We start from the raw sequence: 20,812 nt of genomic DNA on the forward strand, positions 1-20,812 counted from the left end.
TTCCTCATTCATCTTTCAGCAGGCGGCGAAGCACCTTGCCGGCGCCGGTGGCGGGCAGGGAATCCCGGAATTCAACGTAACGGGGGTACTTGTAGGCCGCCATGTTGTCCTTCGCCCAGTCGATAATGTCCTGTTCGCTCACCCTGCCGTCATACTCCGGCTTGAGGACCACGAAGAGCTTGACGCTCTCGCCCCGGTTCTCATCCGGCACCCCCACGGCGGCGGACTGGGCGACGGCGTGGTGGTTCAGCATCAGGGCCTCCACATCTTCCGGGAACACGCTGTAGCCGGAGCACTTGATCATCTCCTTGATGCGACCGGTGAAGAACAGGTAGCCGTCGTCATCGAAATAGCCCACATCGCCGGTGTAGACCCAGCCATTGCGCAGGGTTTCGTCGGTGGCCTCGGGCCGCTGCCAGTACCCCTTGAACACATGGGCGTTGCCCACCACGATCTCGCCGGTCTGGCCGGGGGGCTGCGGTTCACCGGTTTCCAGGTCGATGATGCGGATGTCATTGCCCGGCATGGGCTTGCCGCAGCTTCCCCAGTGAATGGCGTCCCGGGGCATGTAGGTGTCCATGGTGTGGGTTTCACTCAGGCCATAGGAAGCCTCATGCATCTGGCACCCCGTGAGTTGCCACCATTCCTCCGCCAGGGTTTCGGTCACCGGGATGCCAAAGCTGGTGGCGGGGTTGAACCGCAGGGATCGAAGGTTACGGGACTGGATATCCGGCAGGCCGAGGATGGCCCGGTTCATGGGCGCGATGCTGTACCACATGTCCACCTGGTAGGTTTCGATGGCTTTCACGGTGGTTTCCGGATCGAACCGGGGCAGGATCACCGTGGTCCAGCGGCCGTAAACGCCCGCGTAGACGCCCAGGCACATGCCGGCAATGTGGCAGAACGGGGCAATGGCCAGGGAGGTGCTCCCCAGCTCCAGCCCGTTGGCCTGGAACAGCGCCGCGGTCTTGAAGGTTGACGCCCCCACCGGCAGCATGGCGCCCTTCGGGCGGCCGGTGGTGCCGGAGGTAAAGGTCATCAGGGCGATGTCGTTGTCGAAATCCACCGGCTCCGGCTGGTTGATCGGCCGGGCCTGGTCGATGGCCGTCACCAGGTCCACCGCCTCCCCGGGGGTGGCGGGAGCCACACTCATGTCCTCCGGCACCGGCAGTGTCGGCGTCCGTGGCAGGTAATCGGCGTAGCGGGTGGTCATCACCAGCTCCAGCCTGCCAAGCCGGTCCCTCACCGCTTCCACCATCGGGTACAGGTCGGCGCCACAGATCACCGCCTTCGCCTCGGCGTTATCCAGCTGGTACTCCACCTCCGCCGCCTTGTACTGCGGGTTCAGCGGGGTGATCACGGCGCCCAGCATCTGGATGGCGTAGTGGGCAATCACATACTGCGGACAGTTCTGCAGGTAGAGCCCCACATGGTCGCCCTTGCCAATACCCTGTTCCCGCAGGAAGCCCGCCAGCCGCCGGGTCGATTCCGCCAGCTCGCGCCAGCTGATTTCCCGGCCATAGAAGATGTAGGCAATCTGGTCCGGGGCTTCTTCGGCGTTGCGCAGCAGGTAATCATGCATTGGCACCCGACCAAGGCGGTAGGTCACCTCGCCCGCTGCTTCGGGAAAATGTGCGTTGGAAAGCGTCATTCATTGCTCCTTGTTCTCAGGCGTTTTCCCCGGGTCACAGACCTTTCATGGTGGGGTCCAGGGCCACGCGCAGTGACTCGCCCAGGGTGTTGAACGTCAGCGCGGTGACCATGATCGCCAGGCCCGGGGCGTACATCTGCTCCGGCGCAATCTCCATGTTCATATAGGCCCGGGCCAGCATCTGCCCCCAACTGGGGTCCGGGGGCTGCACGCCCAGTCCCAGGAAGCTGAGGCTGGCCTCAGCCAGCAGGGCCACCGCCAACAACAGAGTGCACTGCACGATTACCGGCTGGATGGCGTTCGGGGTCACGTGCCGGATCAGAATCCGGGAGACCGGGGCGCCGAAGCAGCGGGCGGCATCCACATAGAGTTCTTCCCGCACCACCAGCGTCCGGGCCCGTATCAGCCGGGCCAGATGGGGGGAGAACACAATGCCCACGGACACCATGGCGTTGGTCAGTCCGATACCCATGGCACCGGTGACGGCAACCGCCAGCACGATAGCGGGGAACGACAGCAGGGTATCGATAACACGGCTGATGCCCGCATCAACCCAGCCACCCAGGAAACCGGCCAGTAACCCTACGGGCACCCCGATCAGCAGGGCCACACCCACCGCCAGGAAGGCGGCGTAGACCGACTTCGAGGCACCGTGGATCAACCGGCTCAGTACATCCCGGCCCAGGTCGTCGGTACCCAGCCAGTGGGCCATACTGGGTTCCAGCAGGATCTTGCTGTAGTCCTGCTCGGTGGGCGAATAGGGGGCGACCCAGGGCGCAAACACGGCAATGGCGATAATCAGCAACAGCACCACCAGGCTGGTCGCCCCGCGCTTGTCATGCCGGCACCACTGGCCAAACTTGCGGAACAGGGAATCTTCCTTCACCACCCGTTCAGGTGTGGCTGCGTATGCATGGCTAGTCATACCTGTTTAATCCTCGGATCCAGTACGGTGTAAAGCAGATCAGTCAGCAGGTTTACCAGTATCACGGTCACCACCATGGCCAGCACCGCCCCCTGAACCACCGGGAAGTCCGATTCCAGCACCGCCTTGACGATGGTGTTCCCCATACCGGGAATGGCGAACACGGTTTCAACCACGACGGTGGCGGCCAACGCCTTGTTGAACAGCAGACTGATGACCGTCAGCAGGTTAACGCTGACGTTCTTGAGGCCGTGCTTCCATAGAATCACTGCGGGCGACAGCCCCTTGGCGTGCAGGGTGCGGACATACTGGGAGCCGTGAATCTCCACCAGGGAACTCCTGAGCTGGCGAGTCACCTCGGCAACACCGTTGGTGCACAGGGCGATGGCCGGCAGGGTGGCGAACCAGATCGCCGACGACAGACTCTCACTGGGCGCGGTAAAGCCGGTGGCGGGGAACCAGTTCCAGCCGAGGGCAAACACGGACACCAACACCATCCCCAGCCAGAAGTTGGGAACAGCCACACCCAAGGAGGACACCCCCATGATGGTGCCATCCAGCCGGGAGTTCGGACGGCTCGAGGCGAGGATGCCCAGGGGCACACCGACGATCACCGACAGAAGCACCCCGTAGACAACGATAAACAGGGTGTTGGGAAACACCCGGGCGATGGTATCCAGCACCGGCTCGCCACTGAGCAGGGATTCACCGAAATCCCCCTGCACCGCGTTCAGCAGCCAGTTGCCGTACTGCACCAGAAAGGGCTGATTCAGGCCGTACTGCTCCCGGATCTGCTCGATCCGCTCCTCGCTGGCGTTCTCCCCGGCAATGGTGATGGCAATGTCCCCTGGCACCAGTTGCAGCAGTGAAAACACCAGGAAGGTGGCAAGAATCATGATAGGAATCGCCTGCACCAGGCGATTCAGCAACATGAGCTGTTTATTCCGAGACATGACAATCGGTCCGTTGTGGATGGTGACAGACACAGAAACCGGCCAGGCAGGGCCCGCGACATCCGGTCACGGGGGGCCCACCTCGTCGGTCAACGGCTTCAGCCCTGCAGGTAGACGTTTTCGAACTTGGGCTTGCCCAGCAGGTTCGTCCGCAGGTTCTGCACCTTCGGTGCCGACGCCATGATGTCCTCCCGGAATGCCAGTGGCACCACCAGGGCGTTCTCCATCACGATGCGCTGAATGGTCGAGAAGGCCTGTTTCCGTTGTTCCAGGTCGTCGGTGCTGCGGGACTCCCGGATCGCCTCCATAAGGCCTTCGGGAGGCTCGACCTTGCCGGCGTTGAAATAGGAATCGCCCGCGTACAACAGGGCATAGGTCAGTGACGGATCCGGGCGACCGGTCCAGGCCGATACCAGGAAATCCCCTTCCCCACGGGCGAAGTAGGCGGCGGACATGTCCGAAATGGTGCCGGTGGTGAAGCGTCCACGTATGCCGGCGTCCGCCAGCATGCCCATGATAATCTCCTGACGCTGGACCGACCCCTGGTCGTTGTAGCCCCGCATATCCAGTTCGATACCATCCGGGTAGCCCGCCTCGGCCAGCAGTTTGCGGGCTTTCTCAGGATCATGGGGATAAAGCTCGGCCACCTCCGCGTCATAGGCCCAATGAGAGGACGGCAGGTTCATGTAGGCAGGCTCGCCGGCCCCACGCATGGAGGCACGTACCAGCGCCTCACGATTGATGGCGTGGTTCAGGGCCTGGCGAACCTTGACGTTGCTCAGGGGGCCGCTGGCGTGGTTCAGATAGATCTGATAGCAGTAGACGGTGGGACCATAGGTGCCCTCAACACCACCGCCACGCTCGATCATGGCCTTCTGGCGGCCATCGAGATGGTAGGCCAGGTCATTCTGCCCGGACCGGACGGAACGCAGGCGGGTGGCGCTGTCGGTGATGATGCGGAAGGTGATGCCGTCCACCAGAGGCCGCTCCTGGTCCCAGAACTCCGGGTTGCGCTCCAGTATGATGCGATCACCATCGTTCCACTCGACGAACTTCATTGGCCCTGCGCCCACCGGATTCCGGTCATGGTCTTCGCCCAGCTTCTCCAGGGCGGTTGGCGACACCATCATGCCGGCACGGTCGGACAGCACCAGCGGCAGGGAGGTGTCCGGACTCTTGAGGTGAACCGTGACCTGGTAATCACCGGTCACTTCAACGCTCTCCACCGATGCCAGGTCCGAGCGGATGTTGGATCGTGGATCAGAGCGATTGCGATCCAGGTTGAACTTCACCGCGTCGGCGTCCAGGGGGGTACCGTCATGGAATGTGACCCCTTCGCGGAGGTTGAGGACGAGCGTTTGTGGATTCGGAAATTCCCAGCTTTCGGCGAGGCCGGGGCGAGGCTCCAGGGTGTCGTATTCCCACTCCACCAGGGTGGCGAACACCGGGAACAGGAAGATATGGTCCGAGCCGGAGCCGCCCGTGGCCGGGTCCATGCTCGACGGATTGGCCGCCGCGCCAACACGCAGGATTCCGCCATTGTCCCTGACCTTGGCCATCAGCGCGGACGGCCCGGCCATCGCGGCCACCGCCGCCACGCCGGTCAGCATGCCCAGGAACTCACGGCGACGGAAGGTAAAGCCGTCGGCTTCTGAAACGATGGGGTTATCGTTGTTTTTCATGGGGGCGCTCCCTTGTTTTTGATGTTTGTGATTGTTTTTTGTGTATGCCGGCAGCCCGTTCCGGGAATCAGGCCACCTGCCCGTCAGGGGTTGCGTAATGGCAGGCGACCCAGTGATCAGGCACGATTTCCCGCCATTCAGGAGGTTCCGCTGCGCACTTCTCAGTGGCAAAAGGACAACGGGTACGGAAACGGCACCCGGATGGCGGCGCCACCGGGCTGGGGATCTCACCTTCCAGGCGGATCCTGCGATCCTCCCTCATGTCACTGGGCACGGGCCGGGGTTCAGCGGACAGCAACGCCTGGGTATAGGGATGCAGGGGCTGGTCGATCACGGCCCCGGTTGGCCCCAGCTCCATCATGTTGCCCAGGTACATGACGCCCACCCGCTGGCTGACATGGGCCACCACCGAGATATCGTGGGTAATGAAGGCGTAGGTCAGGCCGAGTTCTTCCTGGAGGTCCGCAAACAGGTTGAGGATGGAACCCCGCACGGAGACATCCAGCGCCGCCACCACCTCGTCACAGACGATAAACCGGGGGTGTACCGTCAGCGCCCGGGCGATATTGATCCGCTGCTTCTGGCCACCGGAGAGCTCATGGGGGTAGCGCAGGGCAATCTCCGGCGCCAGCCCCGCCCGTTCCAGTGCGGCCAGGGCGGTCTTGCGGCGGGATTCCCGGGTGCCCTCCTTCTGGATTTCCATGGGCTCCACCAGGCTCTGGAGGATGGTCATCCTGGGGTTCAGGGCGGCATGGGGATCCTGGAAGATGATCTGGTAGTTCTTCCGCAGGCGCTTGTACTCAGCCGCCGACAGCTCGGAAATATCGGTCTCGCCATAGCGCAGCGTGCCCTCAGTCGGCTTCAGCAGGCCCACCAGGGCACGCCCGACCGTTGACTTGCCGGACCCGGACTCGCCAATGATGCCCAGGGTCTCGCCGGCACGGATCTGGAAGCTGACGCCGTCAACGGCCTTGACCGTCTCGCCGCCCTTGAGCGGAAAATGGATCTTCAGGTTGTCGACGGTGACGATATTCTCGTTTTCCGTGACTCTGGGCTGATTTGCGGTACTCATTCCACAGCCCCCTCAAGTTCCAGGTCGAGTGCCCTGCGGCACCTGGCATGTCGCCCCGGTGCAATGCTGACCATGGGCTGATAATGGTCACACCCCGCGCTGGCGTGGGGGCAGCGTTGCTGGAACCGGCACCCTTCCGGCATGGCGCCGGGCGACGGAACACGGCCGGGGATGAACGGCAGTCGCCCACCGCGGTGGCCCAGCCGTGGCAGCGACTGCAACAGGCCGGAAGTGTAGGGGTGCCCCGGACGCCGGAGCACATCGTCAACCGGCGCACTCTCCACCACCTCGCCGGCATACATGGTGATCATGCGGCTGCAGGTCTCGGCGATCACCCCGAGGTCATGGGTAATGAACAGCAGGGCCGCCCCGGTGCGCTCGCTCAGGTCCTTGAGCAGGTCGATGATCTGGGCCTGGACGGTGACATCCAGGGCGGTGGTGGGCTCATCGGCAATGATCAGTTTGGGCTTGCAGATCAGCGCCATGGCGATCATCACACGCTGTCGCATGCCGCCGGAGAACTGGTGGGGATATTCCTCGAGACGCCGTTCCGGAGAGGGAATGCCCACCTCCTTCAGGGCCTCGATGGCCCGTTCACGGGCCTCGGCAGCCGGCATGGGGTAGTGGGTGCGGAGTGTTTCCATCAACTGCTGCCCGACTGTGAACACCGGGTCCAGCGCGGTCATGGGCTCCTGGAAGATCATGCTGATGTCGCGCCCCCGGATGGCCCTGATCTCCCTGGGCCGCATCTTCCGCAGATCCCGGCCATCGAAGTGGATCCCGCCATCAATGATGGCGGTTCGCTCAGGCAGCAGGCCCATGAGCGAGAGCCCGGTGACGGACTTGCCGCACCCGCTTTCCCCCACCACACCCACGCGCTCGCCCGGGGCGACGCTGAATGACACGTCCCGGGTCACGTGAGTGATGCCGTCACGCCCCCGGAACGAAATGCTCAGGCCACGGACATCCAGTACCGGCGTGGTTTCCAGTGAGGTCTCCGGCGGGACGCTGGTGGTATTGCCGGCCAGGGTGGCCGCATCGCCCCCCTGCTCGCTTTTCGCAACTAACATGTTTCCTCCACGTACCCGGCATTGTCCGGGCTGTTTGTTCTTGTTTCGCAGAGTCTTGGAAGCCAGGCCTACCCGGCCTGGGCACCATAGGCCGCCCTGATCAGTCGCTTGGTGGCCTCGTAGTGGTTCCGCAGGCGCTTGATGCCCGAGAACTGGGTGATGGGCGACCCGAAGTACCAGAGCGGTGTGATGATCAGCACCACATCCTTGACCGGCGTGTCACTGCGAAACTCGCCGGACCCGACGGCCAGCTGGACGGCATGGGTGACGCATTCCTCGAAGTACCGGGACATCTCGCCAATCCCCTCGACCACCTCGGTGTCCACCGCGCTGAAATCGAACCGGACCCGTGATGACAGACTCCAGGGCGTACGCTCTCCTCCCGGCTCGTTAAACTCCTCATAACGAACCCGCGCGTCCTCGAACAGCAGATCGATGCGGTCCTCGAGGGACAGGCCCGGCCTGAGCCAGATCGCATCGAGCGTGGCCCGTACTTCCTCAAAAGTGTCCTGGAACACCTCCTTCACCAACTCCGACTTGTTTCCGAAGTGGTAGTGGAGGTTCGCCCGGGTCGAGCCCACTTCCTTGGCGATATCGCCATAGCTGACCGCATCCACCCCCCGGGTGATAAAAAGATACCGGGCCACCTCGAGCACGCGGGCTCGGGTGTCGCCGGACTTCCGGCGGGCGGGGCTTGATGAGGCTGAAGCCAGGGCCATGGACTCTCCTGAGGCAGTGATCGTTTCGGGCTTATCATTGCCAATTACTGACTTACTTGCAAGTAAGTTTTTTTTGAATAAAACTGACTGACCTGTAAGTAAGTGCGAGCATGGTAGCTCACGGTCGTGACGTCAAGCCTTCCGCAACCGGACATTGGCGTCCCACAGGCCGCCCGGAACACTATCGCTACCGGATTGATAACAAAGCCAAAAAGAGGCGCCCGTGAATTTCAACAAGTTACTGATTGCCAATCGTGGGGAAATCGCTGTTCGTATCGCCCGTGCCGCGGGGGATATGGGCCTGACGTGTGTGGCGGTGTATTCCGAAGACGACAGCGCTTCCCTCCATGTCAGTCACGCCGACCAGGCCGTACAGCTGCCGGGCAAGGGTGCCAATGCCTACCTGGATATCGACGGGATTATCACCGCCGCGAAGGAAGCCGGAGCCGATGCCCTGCACCCCGGCTATGGTTTCCTCAGCGAAAACGCCGAGCTGGCCCGCCGTTGCGCCGACCAGGGCATCACCTTTATCGGCCCCGGCCCGGACACCCTGGCCCTGCTGGGGGACAAGGCCGCGGCCCGGGAGCTGGCGGAACGCTGTGATGTGCCGGTGGTACCCGGCACCGGGGGCCATACCACACTGGAGCAGGCCAAGGCCTTCGCGGCCAGCCTGGGCGACGATGCCGCCGTGGTGATCAAGGCCATCTCCGGCGGTGGTGGCCGGGGCATGCGTATTGTCCAGCCCGGCGAGGACCTGGCAGAGGCCTACCAGGCCTGCGCCCGGGAGGCAAAGGCCGCCTTCGGTGACGACCGCCTGTACGCGGAACGGCTGGTACGACAGGCCCGCCATATCGAGGTGCAGGTCCTGGGCGACGGCCAGGGCAACGCGGTACACCTGTGGGAACGGGAGTGCAGCCTGCAGCGTCGCAACCAGAAGCTGATTGAAATCGCCCCCAGCCCTACCCTCGCTGACAGCACCCGGGGCCGCCTGCTGGAATCCGCCCTGCGCATGGCCCGGGAGGTCAATTACGCCGGCCTGGGCACCTTCGAATTCCTGGTGGACGCCAACGGCACCGACTATTTCTTTATCGAGGCCAACCCCCGGCTTCAGGTGGAACACACCATCACCGAGGAAATCACCGGGGTCGACCTGGTGCAGTCACAGATCGCGGTGCTCGGCGGCGCCAGCCTGGCGGACCTGAACCTTACCCAGGATCAGATTCCCCCCGCCAGCGGCTATGCCATCCAGTGCCGGGTGAACATGGAGACCATGGACGCCACCGGCGCCACCCGCCCCAGCGGCGGCACCCTCGCGGCCTTCGAGCCGCCCACCGGCCCCGGGGTGCGGGTGGACACCTTCGGCTACAGCGGCTACACCACCAGCCCCCACTTCGATTCGCTGCTGGCCAAGGTGATTGTGCATAATCGCGCCAACGACTATGCCCAGGCCGTTCGCAAGGCCTACCGGGCCCTGTGCCAGTTCCGGGTCGAGGGCGTGAAGACCAACACCTCTTTCCTGCAAGCCCTGCTGTCCCGGGAGGATGTAGCCGGCAACCGGGTCTATACCCGCTATGTGGACGACGAGATGGCGGGCCTGGTGGCCGAGAGCGAGCGGGAGCATCCACGGCTGTTCCGCACCGGCCAGCCCGCCGGCAACGGCAGCACGACAACGACGGCGACCGACGCTCCGGAAGGCACCGAACCGGCCTCCGCCCCCATGCAGGGCCAACTGGTGACCACCCTGGTATCGGAGGGGGACGCCATCGCCAAAGGCCAGACCCTGGCGATTCTCGAAGCCATGAAAATGGAGCACGAGATCAAGGCGCCCACCTCTGGCCTGGTCCGCGCCCTGCCCCTGGCGGAGGGCGACTATGTCAGTGAAGGCCAGGCCATTGCCTTTATCGAGCCCGGCGACACCGGCCTGGAGGACGAAGCTGCGGAGCAACAGGTGGATCTGGACCATATCCGCCCGGACCTGGCGGAATCCATCGAGCGCCACCGCCTGACCCTGGACGAGGCCCGCCCGGACGCCGTCGCCAAGCGACACAAGCTGGGCATGCTCACCGCCCGGGAGAACATCGACAACATCTGCGACCCGGGCAGTTTCATGGAATACGGCGCCCTCACCTTCGCCGCCCAGCGTCAACGCCGGGAGGTGGATGACCTGATCCGGTCGACACCGGCGGACGGCCTGGTGGCCGGTGTGGGCGCCGTCAATGGCGACACCTTCAATGAAGACCAGGCCCGCTGTGCGGTACTGGCCTACGACTACACGGTACTGGCGGGCACCCAGGGCACCATGAACCACAAGAAGACCGACCGGGTGCTGCAGGTGGCCGAGGAACAGCAACTGCCGGTGATCTTCTTTACCGAAGGCGGTGGCGGTCGCCCCGGTGACACCGACAACGCCACCAAGGTGGCCGGCCTCGACCAGCCCAGCTTCCTGCAGTACGCCCGCCTCACCGCCCTGGCGCCCCGCATTGGCATCGTGTCCGGCCGCTGCTTTGCTGGTAACGCGGTGTTCGCCGGCTCCAGCGACCTGCTGATTGCCACCCGCAACGCCAGTCTGGGTATGGCCGGCCCCGCCATGATCGAAGGTGGCGGGCTGGGCGTGTACGCGCCGGAGGAGGTCGGCCCCATGTCGGTCCAGGTGGCCAACGGCGTGGTCGACTGCCTGGTGGAGGATGAACGGGAGGGCGCCCGGGTGGCCCGCCAGCTGATGTCCTATTTCCAGGGCACACAGCCGGAGTGGAGCAACGCCGACCAGCGCCTGCTGCGTTCGGCCATCCCCGAGAACCGCCTGCGGTCCTACGATATCCGGTCCCTGATCCGCACCCTGGTGGATACCGACAGTTACCTGGAGCTGCGCCCGGCGTTCGCTCCCGGCATGGTCACCGCCTTCGCCCGCATCGAGGGCCGCCCCATCGGGCTGATCGCCAACGATCCCCGCCATCTGGGCGGCGCCATTGATGCCAACGGGGCCGACAAGGCCTCCCGCTTCATGCAGCTGTGCGATGCCTTCGATGTCCCGCTGGTCAGCCTGTGTGACACACCGGGCTTCATGGTGGGGCCGGAGGCCGAGAAAACCGGCCTGGTGCGACACACCACCCGCATGTTCGTCACGGCCGCCAGCCTGCAGATTCCGGTGATGTCGATTGTGCTTCGCAAGGGTTACGGCCTGGGCGCCATGGGCATGACCGCCGGGTCCTTCCACGCGCCCTTCTTCAACGTGTCCTGGCCCACCGGCGAGTTCGGCGGCATGGGCCTGGAAGGGGCCGTCCGCCTGGGCTACCGCAACGAGATTGCGAACGCCGGTGACGAGGCCGCCCAGAAGGCGCTGTTCGAGAAACTGGTGGCGGAACAGTACGAGAAAGGCAAGGCCCTGAGCATGGCGGTGTCGCTGGAGATTGATGCGGTGATCGACCCCGCCGAAACCCGCAGCTGGGTCCTCCGGGGCCTGAAGTCAGTGAAAAAGGCCGGGCCCCGCCAGGGTCGGCGCCGCCCCATGGTGGACACCTGGTGACAGGCAGATCGACCCAAAAGCCAACAAGAACAAAAGGACCATCGCCATGAAGCAACCACAGGACATCTTCGAACAGATGGTGAACGAGGGTGACGTTGCCCTCTACCAGCTGGAGCGACACGCCCGGGAAAACGGCGACAAGGTATACATCCACTACGGTGAAACCGGCGAGGACCTGACCTTCCGGGAAATGCACGACCGCAGCCGGGAGATGGCAAAGGCCCTCAAAGCCCTGGGGGCCAGTCGGGGGCAGCCGGTCAGCGTGCTGACCAGCAATTCCCTGCTGGCCGCCATTGCCATGTTCGCCTGCTGGCAACTGGGCGCTATCTACGCCCCCATCAATTTCAACCTGCGGGGCAAGCTGCTCAGCTATCAGATCAATGACACCGCGGCTGACCTGCTGGTCACCGATCCCACCTTCCGGGAACCCCTGGAGGACATCGGCGGCGATATACGCCCGGCCCACGTAGTGATCGGCCCCGCCAGCACCGGGGACACCACCGGCGAGGCCGGATTCCGGCTACCCCACTCCCGGACCCATGCCCTTGATGCCATCGATGCCGGAGACATGACCCTGGACGATCCGGAACTGGGCCCGTTCGACCCGGCCACCATCATCTACACGTCCGGCACCACCGGCCCGGCCAAGGGTGTGCTGCTACCGTTCCGCTGGATCAACCAGTATGCCTTCGCCGGTCGCAGCCAGTGGACATCCGAAGATGTGGTCTATTGCGACCTGCCCATGTACCACGTGGGCGGCGCCTACGCCCTGCTGGTGAAGGCGGTCTGGAAAGGCAACACCGTGGGCCTGTGGAACCGCTTCAGCCCCTCGGCGTTCTGGTCCCGCATCCGCGAGTGTGGTGCCAGCGCCGCCATCCTGCTGGATGTAATGATCCCCTGGCTGATGTCCGCACCGCCGTCCCCGGAGGATCGCGACAACACCCTCAACAAGGTTCACATGCAACCCCTGCCGGCGAACCATCATGAGGTGGCCCGGCGCTTCGGCTTCGACTTTGTCACCTGTGGTTTCGGCCAGACCGAATCCGGCGCCGGCTTCATGGCCATTATCGACCAGTTCGGTGACGAACCAGGCACCCCTGCGGCGTTATACAAGGGCCTCCCCAAAGACCAGCTCAGGGCGTCGGCGGAGGCTTCCGGTCGCCTGGTGGTCAGCGGCGACACTCCCCTGCCCCAGGGTTTCATGGGGCGACCATCGCCGCTGGTGGACGTGGCCATCCTGGATGAGGACGACAACCGGCTACCGCCGGGCACGGTGGGGCAGTTGGCCTTCCGGCCTCGGTTTCCGGGACTGCTGCTCCAGCAGTACCTGAACAAGCCGGAAGCCACCCTCAAGGCCTGGCGCAACCTCTGGTTCCACACCGGCGATGCCGTTGTGGAGGAAGCCGATGGCAACTTCCGTTTCGTGGACCGCATGGGCGGCTACTTCCGGGTCCGGGGCGAGAATGTCTCCTCCTACGAGGTGGAATCGCTGCTGGCGGACCATCCGGACGTTCGTGCGGTGGCCGCTGTCCCGGTACCGGCCCGGGAAGGCAACGAGGACGACATCGCCGTGTTCGTGGAACTCAGGGAAGCGGGAAGCTGTACGGAAAGCGACATTGCCACCTATGCTGCAGACCAGATGCCGAAGTACATGCGCCCGCACCATATCCGCATCGTGGATGCACTGCCGGTCACCCCCACCAACAAGATCGAGAAGTACAAGCTGCGCCGCATGCTGACGGAAGAATCCGCCTGACATCGCTGACCCGCGTGTCAGGCTGAACCGATAGATCGCCGGTCGCCCAGGGCGGCCATACAAACAGAACAACAGAGGTGAAGATGATGGAGAGGATACTGGTCGCCAATCGCGGCGAAATTGCCATCCGGATCATGCGGGCGGCCCGGCAGATGGGCAGGGAGACCGTCTCGGTATACGCTGGCGACGATGCGGCCTCCCTCCATGTTGGCTACGCCGACCAGGCCCGGGAGCTGCCCGGGAACGGCGCGGCCGCCTACCTGGATGCCCAGGCGCTGGTGGATTTGGCCCGCAGCACCGGCTGTACCGCCGTCCACCCCGGCTATGGCTTCCTCAGCGAGAACGCGGATTTCGCACGCCTCTGCGCTGCCGAAGGCATCCGTTTTATCGGGCCGGCGCCGGAATTGCTGGACCTGTTCGGCAGCAAGGTCCGGGCCCTGCAACTGGCCCGGGAGGCCGGAGTGCCGGTGATGCCGGGCACCTCGGAGCCCACCAGCCTGGAGGACGCCCGGGCCTTTGCGCAGGAGCACGGGGCCGTCATGCTAAAGGCCATGGCCGGCGGCGGTGGCAGGGGCATGAGAGCGGTTCGGGATGCCGCCGAACTCGACGAAGCCTTTGAGCGCTGCCGGTCGGAGGCCCAGCAGGCATTCGGCAACGGCGACCTTTACGTCGAGAAACTGCTGCTGGATGCCCGGCATATCGAAGTGCAGGTGGTGGGCGACGGCACAGGCGAAGCCATCCACCTGTGGGAGCGGGACTGCACCGTCCAGCGGCGGCACCAGAAACTGCTGGAGATCGCCCCCAGCCCGGTACTGGACGGCACCCTGCGGCAACAGATCCTGGACGCGGCCCTGCGACTGGCCTCCCACGTCAACTACGACAACATCGGCACCTTTGAATTCCTGGTGTCCGGCGACGGCTTCTGGTTCATGGAGGCCAACCCCCGGTTGCAGGTGGAACATACCGTGACCGAGGAGATCACCGGGATCGACCTGGTGCAGACCCAGATCCGGCTCGCCTCCGGCCAGTCGCTGGCGGACCTTGGCCTGCAGGCACCGCCGGCGCCCAAGGGGGTTGCGCTACAGGCCCGGGTCAACCTGGAGGAGCTTTCCGACGACGGCAGCACAGTGCCCCGGGCTGGCCTGCTGCAGGCTTTCGCGCCCCCCTCCGGACCGGGTATCCGGGTGGACACCTACGGCTATGCCGGCTACCAGAGCAGCCATCGCTATGACTCGCTGATTGCCAAGGTGATCGCCCGTGGCCATGACTTCCCGGCCGCCGCCGGCGCCCTCTCCACCGCGCTGCGCGAGTTCCATATTGCCGGGGTTCCCACCAACACCCCGCTGCTGAGGGCCATCCTGGAGCACCCGGCCTTCCTGGGCAACGACTACAGCACCTCGTTCATTGGCGACCACATGACGGCCCTGCGGGAGGCCATGGCGGGACAAAGCACCCTGGCGCCCCCGGGAACGTCGAACGCCAGTCACCCGGATAATCAGCCGCGCCAGGAAGCCGCGGAACCCTTGCCGGCGGACTACGACCCGGCCGATGCCGTCCACGCCCCCATGGAAGGCATGATCGTCTCTGTTGACGTTACGCCCGGCGATCCGGTACGCCAGGGCGAACCGTTGATAGTGATCGAAGCCATGAAGATGGAGCAGTCGGTCCGCGCCCCCCATAGCGGCATTGTGCGCTCGATCGCGGTGGCCACCGGTGACGTCATCCGGGAGCAGGCGATCCTGGCCATTGTCGAATCCACCGACACCGGGGCATCCACGGCGGACAGTCCCGGGAGCAGCCTGTTCACCGAGGACCAGGAGGGCTGGGGCGCCGAGGTTGAGGAGATCCAGCGCCGCCAGCGGATGGCCCGGGAGATGGGCGGTCCCGACAAGGTCGGCAAACAGACGGCGAAAGGCAAACTGACCGCCCGCGAACGTGTGGAAGCCATGGCGGACACTGGCAGCTTCATCGAAGTGGGCGCCCTGACCGGGTTTGCCGAGTACGGGGAGGACGGTGAGCTGACCCACGTCAAACCCGCCAACTTTATCGGCGGCACCGCCAGGGTCGATGGCCGCAAGGTGACCCTGGGCGTGGACGACTTTACCCTGAGGGCCAGCTCAGGCGATGCCGCCATCCATGGCAAGCAGATCTTCCTGGAGAACTACGCCCGCGAGATGCGGCTGCCCGTGGTGCGCCTGCTGGATGGCGCCTCCGGCGGTGGCAGCGTGAAAATGGCCCTGGAAAATGGCTTTCATTACGTACCCCACAATCCCGCCTGGGATGCGGTGGTGGACAACCTGTCACTGGCCCCGGTGGTCTCCGCCGCCGTGGGCCCGACCGTAGGACTCGGTGCCGCCAGACTCGCCATGTCACACCTGGCCATCATGGTTCGCGGCATTGGTCAGGCGTTCACCGCCGGGCCGCCCGTGGTCAAGGGCAGTACCGGTGAAGACCTGAGCCTCGAGGAACTCGGTGGCACCGATATCCATACTGACAGCGGCGTGGTCGAGCGAATGGTGGACTCGGAGCAGGAAGCCTTCGATGTGATCCGGACCTTCCTGTCCTATCTGCCAACGAATGTTGACGAGCTGCCGCCGATACAGGATTGCGATGACCCGGTGGACCGGCGCGACGAATTCCTGCTGAAAGCCATCCCCCGCAATTCCCGCAAACCCTATGATATCGGCGCCATCCTGGAATCCATCTTTGACCAGGGTTCCGTGTTCACCTATGCGGAATACGGCGGCTCAACCGTCACCGCCCTGGCCCGACTGAATGGCTACCCCGTCGGGGTGCTGGCCACCAACCCGCTGAAAGGGGTCACCATGTCCGTGGAAGGCGCACAGGCGGCCACGCGACTGGTGGATCTGTGCGAGACCTTCCATCTGCCCATTGTCAGCCTGACCGACCAGGGTGGCGTGTCCATCGGCTCCGCCGCGGAACGGCGAGGCACCATCCGCCACGGCGTGCGGGCCCTGTCCGCCATCTACCAGGCCCGTGCACCCCAGGCGGAACTGATCCTGCGCCGGATCTACGGCGTGGGCGGTGCCGGCATCGTCAACCGGCACCGGGCGGCGCCAAGCTGGTCATGGCCATCCGGCAGTTGGGGGTCACTGCCCTCCCGTGGCGGTATCGAGGCCGCGTTCAGCGCCCAGCTCAACCAGGCGGAAAACCGCGAGCAGGAAATGGAGCGCATCAACCAGCAGATGGAGAGGATCGCATCGCCCTTCCGCACCGCCGAGAAGTTCGGCGTCCAGAACCTGATCGACCCGCGGCAAAGCCGACCACTGCTGTGCGACTGGGTGGAGGATGCCTACCGCCGGCTGCCACAGCTCCTGGGCAGACCAGCTTTCGGCATGCGCCCGTGATACAGCGTTCCCGGCACGGGGTCCATCCATGCCGGGAACACCCGAAGGATAACCAGAAACGCTAACCAATAACCGGACCGGAGCCCCCATGAACCAGCCCTTCCGATACTACATGCAAGTCCGCTACGGCGAATGCGACGCCCAGAAAGTGGTGTTCAATGCCCGCTATGGTGACTATACCGACCTGGCCGCCACCGAATTCCTGCATCACATCTGTGACCAGGAGCAACTGCCCGGTGGTGGCTTCGATTACCAGGTGGTCAAGCTGACCATCGAATGGAAGGCAGCGGCACGCTATCGCGACCAGTTGGAGATCTCCGTACACGCCAGCCACATCGGCAATACCTCCTTCACCCTGGCCATGGACATGCTGAATGCCCGCACCGGCCAGTTCCTGGCCCGGGGCGAGATGATCGGCGTGGCGGTCCACCCGGAAACCGTGGAGAAAATGCCGATTCCCGACGCCATGCGGGAAGCATTGCAACACGGCAGCCCGGGTGAGTTTATCGACCACGCCGGCCTCTATACGGCCCGGCAGGCGGTTGATATTTAGAACGGCCTGATGGATACCACCAATATACCCGATAACAACACACAGGGAGTCACATCACCATGCCCATCCACCTCCGCCAGGTCTGCCTGGTCGCCGAAAATCTGGAACCCTGCCTGCGGGATACTGAAGCGGTGTTCCGGACACCGGTCTGCCACCGGGACCCGGAGGTGGCGGCCTTCGGGCTTGAGAACGCCCTGATGGCGTTTGGCAGCCAGTTCCTGGAGATCGTGGCACCAACTCAACCGGGTACCGCCGCCGGGCGCTTCCTCGAGCGCAAAGGGGGCGATGGCGGCTATATGGTGATCTGCCAGGTACCGACGCTGGAGGAACAGGCACAGCTTCGGGCCCGGGCGGCAGACAACAATGTCCGGGTTGCCTACGAATCGGACCGTGGCACCTGGAACATCATGCAACTGCATCCCCGGGACATGGGCGCCGCGTTCCTGGAGGTGGACTGGGATGAGCAGGCGGACATGCGGGGCAACTGGCAACCCGCTGGCGGCCTGGCGTGGACCGACAGGGCAGAGAGCAGTACGGGGCTCGAGATCACTGGCATCGAGTTATCCAGCAAGGACCCGCAAACGCTGGCAAAACACTGGTCGCGGGTGCTGGGACAACCCGTGCATTCCCTCGGCGGCGAACCCTCCATATCGCTGGCCAACGCAACCCTGCGTTTCTCCCATGGAGAAACGCCACGGGACCAGGGCCTGACCGGCATCGATATCCTGACGTCGTCCCCATCCGATCTTGTCAGCCGGGCGAACGACATTGGTCTGCCTGTCTGGCAGTCAGGGTTCCGGATGGGCGGCGTGGCGTTCAACCTGTACAACCCTCCGATTTACGACGACAATTGAGACGAAACAATCGCCGGGCCATCCACTGATATCGCCGCCTGAGTTTTCATGCGAGTATCACCGTGGCCCCGGTCACCTGGTATAACGGATCCCATTGGCAGTGATGCTGGCACTAACGCCTGGCGAACGACCGGGCAGGGGCTCAAACCGGCTTCAGGAGTATCCGTGGACACATCAAGGGCAGAACAACAGCGACTCGCCGCACTCAGGCGCCTTGGCATACTGGACACACCACCAGACGAACGCTTCGAGCGACTGGTCCGTATCGCCCAGCGTTTCTACGATGTTCCCATAGTCCTGTTTACACTGATCGATGAAGATCGCCAGTGGTTCAAATCCAAATGTGGGCTGGAAGAGCGCGAAACACCCCGTTCGATGGCCTTCTGCGACCACACCATCCGGGGCGACAAACTGTTGATTGTCGAGGATGCTTCACGGGACGTTCGCTTCCGGGACAATCCGATGGTCACCGGGGAACCCCATATCCGGTTCTATGCAGGCATGCCTGTGAGGGAACCCAATGGCTTCAAGATCGGCACGCTGTGCCTGATCGACAGGATTCCCCGGGCCGTTCCGGAAGTGGAACTGGATGTACTGAGAAACCTGGCCAGCCTGGTGGAAGATGAGATAGAACGGGCCTACGCCAGCGACGAGAGTCGTGAGTTCGTGCAGGTATCCCAGCTTAACCGGGCCATCTACCGGGCCCAGAACATCTTTCTTACCCATGAGGACGAGGAAGCCGCTTTCGAACTGATGCTCAGCGACCTGCTGTCGCTCACCAGCAGCCAGTTCGGGTTCATAGGGGAAGTGCTTTACCATTCCGACAATACGCCCTATCTGACCATTGGGTCCATTACCAACATCGCCTGGAGCCCGGAAACCGAGGCGTTGTACCAGCAGGTCAGGCGCCGGGGCATGATCTTCGAGAGCAAGGACAACCTGATTGGCGCGTCACTCATCTCCGGGCAACTGGTGACCGCCAACCACTTCCAGGAAGATCCGAGACGGGGTGGGCAGCCCGACGGTCACCCGACCATCACCACTTACCAGGGAATACCGATTCACTCCGGCGAGCAATTGATTGGCCTGGTCGGCCTGGCCAATCGGGCCGGTGGCTATACGGAGGAACTGGCCTATGAACTGGGGCCATTACTGCAGACTGTCGGCCAGTTGATCGAACGCAAGCGCCTGTACCGGGAAAAACTGGAACACAAGAAAAGCCTGGAACACGCGGCCAACTACGATGCCCTGACCGGGTTGCCCAACCGCCGCCGACTGACGGAACTGTTTGAACAGGAGTTGGTGGAAGCGGACCGGCGCCATGGACACGTGGCCGTGTGTTTTATCGATCTTGATGGGTTTAAGGAAATCAACGATGAATTCGGCCACTCGGTGGGTGATATGGTGCTGAGGACCGTGGCCGAGCGCCTCAAAGCCTCCGTTCGAGAGCACGATGTGGTTGCCAGGCTGGGCGGTGATGAGTTCGTGGCCATTCTCAGGGACATCGACAACGAGCAGGTATACAACCGCATCCTGGGCGCCATCCACCAGGTGGTGCCCCACAATCACCACCACCTGCAACTCTCCGGCAGTATGGGGGTTACCGTTTACCCCCGGGACAGGTCAGACCCGGATCTGCTGATCAGGCATGCGGACCAGGCGATGTACGCGGCAAAGGAACTTGGCAAGAACCAGTACTGTCAGTTCGACATCGAGAGCCATGTCAGCCGCAAGGAGAAGCTGAGGATACTGGAACAGGTACCGACAGCCCTGGAGCAGGGGCAGTTCGAACTCTTTCTGCAGCCACGAATCAATCTTCGTACCCGGGTAGCCGAAGGGTTCGAGGCACTGATCCGCTGGAACCATCCACAGCGTGGCCTGCTCGGCCCCATGGAGTTCCTGCCCTATCTGGAATACTCGGAATTCGGCGATGAAGTCGGTCGTTTCGTCATGAAAACCGCGATCAGCAAACTACAGCGCTGGCATTCGGACGGTCTGCCCTACTCCCTGAGCATCAACCTCAGCCCCTCCCATTTCCTGAGCACGGGGTTTGAGGCGGATCTGAACAACGCCCTCGGGCACTGCGATAAAACCATCCGCTCACGACTGACACTGGAGTTGCTGGAGACCACCGCGCTCGATGATTCCAGTGTCGTTATCGAGCGGCTGGAAGCATGCAGAAAACTTGGCGTGGACGTGTCTCTGGACGATTTCGGAACCGGTTATTCCTCCCTGGACTATTTCCGCCGGTTGCCGGTGCAGGAGATCAAGATAGACCGGTCCTTCGTCACCAATATGCTTCAGGACACCGAGGATGAAATGGTTGTTCGCGCCATCATCGGCCTCTCGAAGAACTTTCACCGCAGGGTCGTGGCCGAGGGCATCGAGGACGAGGCCACCCAACAACGGCTGCTGGAAATGGGGTGCCACCTGGCCCAGGGCTTTCACTTCACCAAGCCATTACCCGCAGCAGAAGCGCTGGCCTGGTCGGAGGCCTTCAATCAGGGCAAATAAGCACTCCCCCCAGACAGCGCCACCTTAAGATCCACCTGATATTACCGACGGTTCAGCAGCCATCAGGCGCGGGGCGGCCATGCCCCGCCAGAAGCCATTGTTGTGGTCTCCTACTTACCCAGCCCCGGCAGGAACAGGATAATGTCCGGGAAGGTCATCAGCAGGAACAGCA

Annotated in this window: 13 protein-coding genes; 6 read left to right on the forward strand and 7 right to left on the reverse strand. The window is 63.6% G+C overall.

What is annotated here, in order from left to right:
* Positions 1-4 precede the first annotated feature (4 nt).
* From RO069_RS15000 to RO069_RS15030, 7 genes are all read right to left on the reverse strand, one after another.
* The gene (locus tag RO069_RS15000) at positions 5-1,651 is read right to left on the reverse strand and encodes an AMP-binding protein (RefSeq protein ID WP_328188598.1); all 1,647 of its coding nucleotides are present in this window, start codon (positions 1,649-1,651) and stop codon (positions 5-7) included.
* A gap of 34 nt (positions 1,652-1,685) precedes the next feature.
* Positions 1,686-2,576, reverse strand: coding sequence for an ABC transporter permease (locus tag RO069_RS15005; protein ID WP_328188600.1), 891 nt, complete (start codon positions 2,574-2,576; stop codon positions 1,686-1,688).
* Positions 2,573-3,508 carry an ABC transporter permease gene (locus tag RO069_RS15010; RefSeq protein ID WP_328188602.1) on the reverse strand — a complete coding sequence of 312 codons (936 nt, stop codon included), beginning with the start codon at positions 3,506-3,508 and terminating at the stop codon, positions 2,573-2,575. Before RO069_RS15010 ends, RO069_RS15005 begins: the two co-directional genes overlap by 4 nt.
* A gap of 119 nt (positions 3,509-3,627) precedes the next feature.
* A complete protein-coding gene (locus RO069_RS15015) occupies positions 3,628-5,211 on the reverse strand; it encodes an ABC transporter substrate-binding protein (RefSeq protein WP_328188603.1) in 1,584 nt (527 codons plus the stop codon).
* Between the two features lie 67 nt (positions 5,212-5,278).
* The gene (locus tag RO069_RS15020; protein WP_328188605.1) at positions 5,279-6,283 is read right to left on the reverse strand and encodes an ABC transporter ATP-binding protein; all 1,005 of its coding nucleotides are present in this window, start codon (positions 6,281-6,283) and stop codon (positions 5,279-5,281) included.
* On the reverse strand, positions 6,280-7,353 hold the full coding sequence (locus RO069_RS15025; protein WP_328188606.1) for an ABC transporter ATP-binding protein: 1,074 nt from the start codon (positions 7,351-7,353) through the stop codon (positions 6,280-6,282). Before RO069_RS15025 ends, RO069_RS15020 begins: the two co-directional genes overlap by 4 nt.
* A 68-nt stretch (positions 7,354-7,421) precedes the next feature.
* A complete protein-coding gene (locus RO069_RS15030) occupies positions 7,422-8,072 on the reverse strand; it encodes a TetR/AcrR family transcriptional regulator (protein ID WP_328188607.1) in 651 nt (216 codons plus the stop codon).
* Between the two features lie 223 nt (positions 8,073-8,295).
* Here RO069_RS15030 and RO069_RS15035 point away from each other — a divergent pair, with 223 nt between their 5' ends.
* From RO069_RS15035 to RO069_RS15060, 6 genes are all read left to right on the forward strand, one after another.
* Positions 8,296-11,595 carry a carboxyl transferase domain-containing protein gene (locus RO069_RS15035; RefSeq protein WP_328188609.1) on the forward strand — a complete coding sequence of 1,100 codons (3,300 nt, stop codon included), beginning with the start codon at positions 8,296-8,298 and terminating at the stop codon, positions 11,593-11,595.
* A 46-nt stretch (positions 11,596-11,641) separates the two neighbouring features.
* A complete protein-coding gene (locus RO069_RS15040) occupies positions 11,642-13,351 on the forward strand; it encodes an AMP-binding protein (RefSeq protein WP_328188610.1) in 1,710 nt (569 codons plus the stop codon).
* A gap of 83 nt (positions 13,352-13,434) precedes the next feature.
* Positions 13,435-16,719, forward strand: coding sequence for a carboxyl transferase domain-containing protein (locus RO069_RS15045; protein ID WP_328188611.1), 3,285 nt, complete (start codon positions 13,435-13,437; stop codon positions 16,717-16,719).
* A gap of 88 nt (positions 16,720-16,807) precedes the next feature.
* Positions 16,808-17,272: an acyl-CoA thioesterase gene (locus RO069_RS15050; RefSeq protein WP_328188613.1), complete on the forward strand. Its 465-nt coding sequence runs from the start codon at positions 16,808-16,810 to the stop codon at positions 17,270-17,272.
* A gap of 59 nt (positions 17,273-17,331) precedes the next feature.
* A complete protein-coding gene (locus RO069_RS15055; protein ID WP_328188615.1) occupies positions 17,332-18,126 on the forward strand; it encodes a VOC family protein in 795 nt (264 codons plus the stop codon).
* Positions 18,127-18,291: 165 nt separating this feature from the next.
* Positions 18,292-20,640 (forward strand): sensor domain-containing phosphodiesterase, encoded by a 2,349-nt coding sequence (locus RO069_RS15060; RefSeq protein WP_328188616.1) that lies wholly within the window; start codon positions 18,292-18,294, stop codon positions 20,638-20,640.
* The last annotated feature ends 172 nt before the right edge of the window (positions 20,641-20,812 follow it).

The sequence above is a fragment of the Marinobacter sp. OP 3.4 genome, from assembly GCF_036224885.1.
In the GTDB taxonomy this organism is placed as follows: domain Bacteria; phylum Pseudomonadota; class Gammaproteobacteria; order Pseudomonadales; family Oleiphilaceae; genus Marinobacter.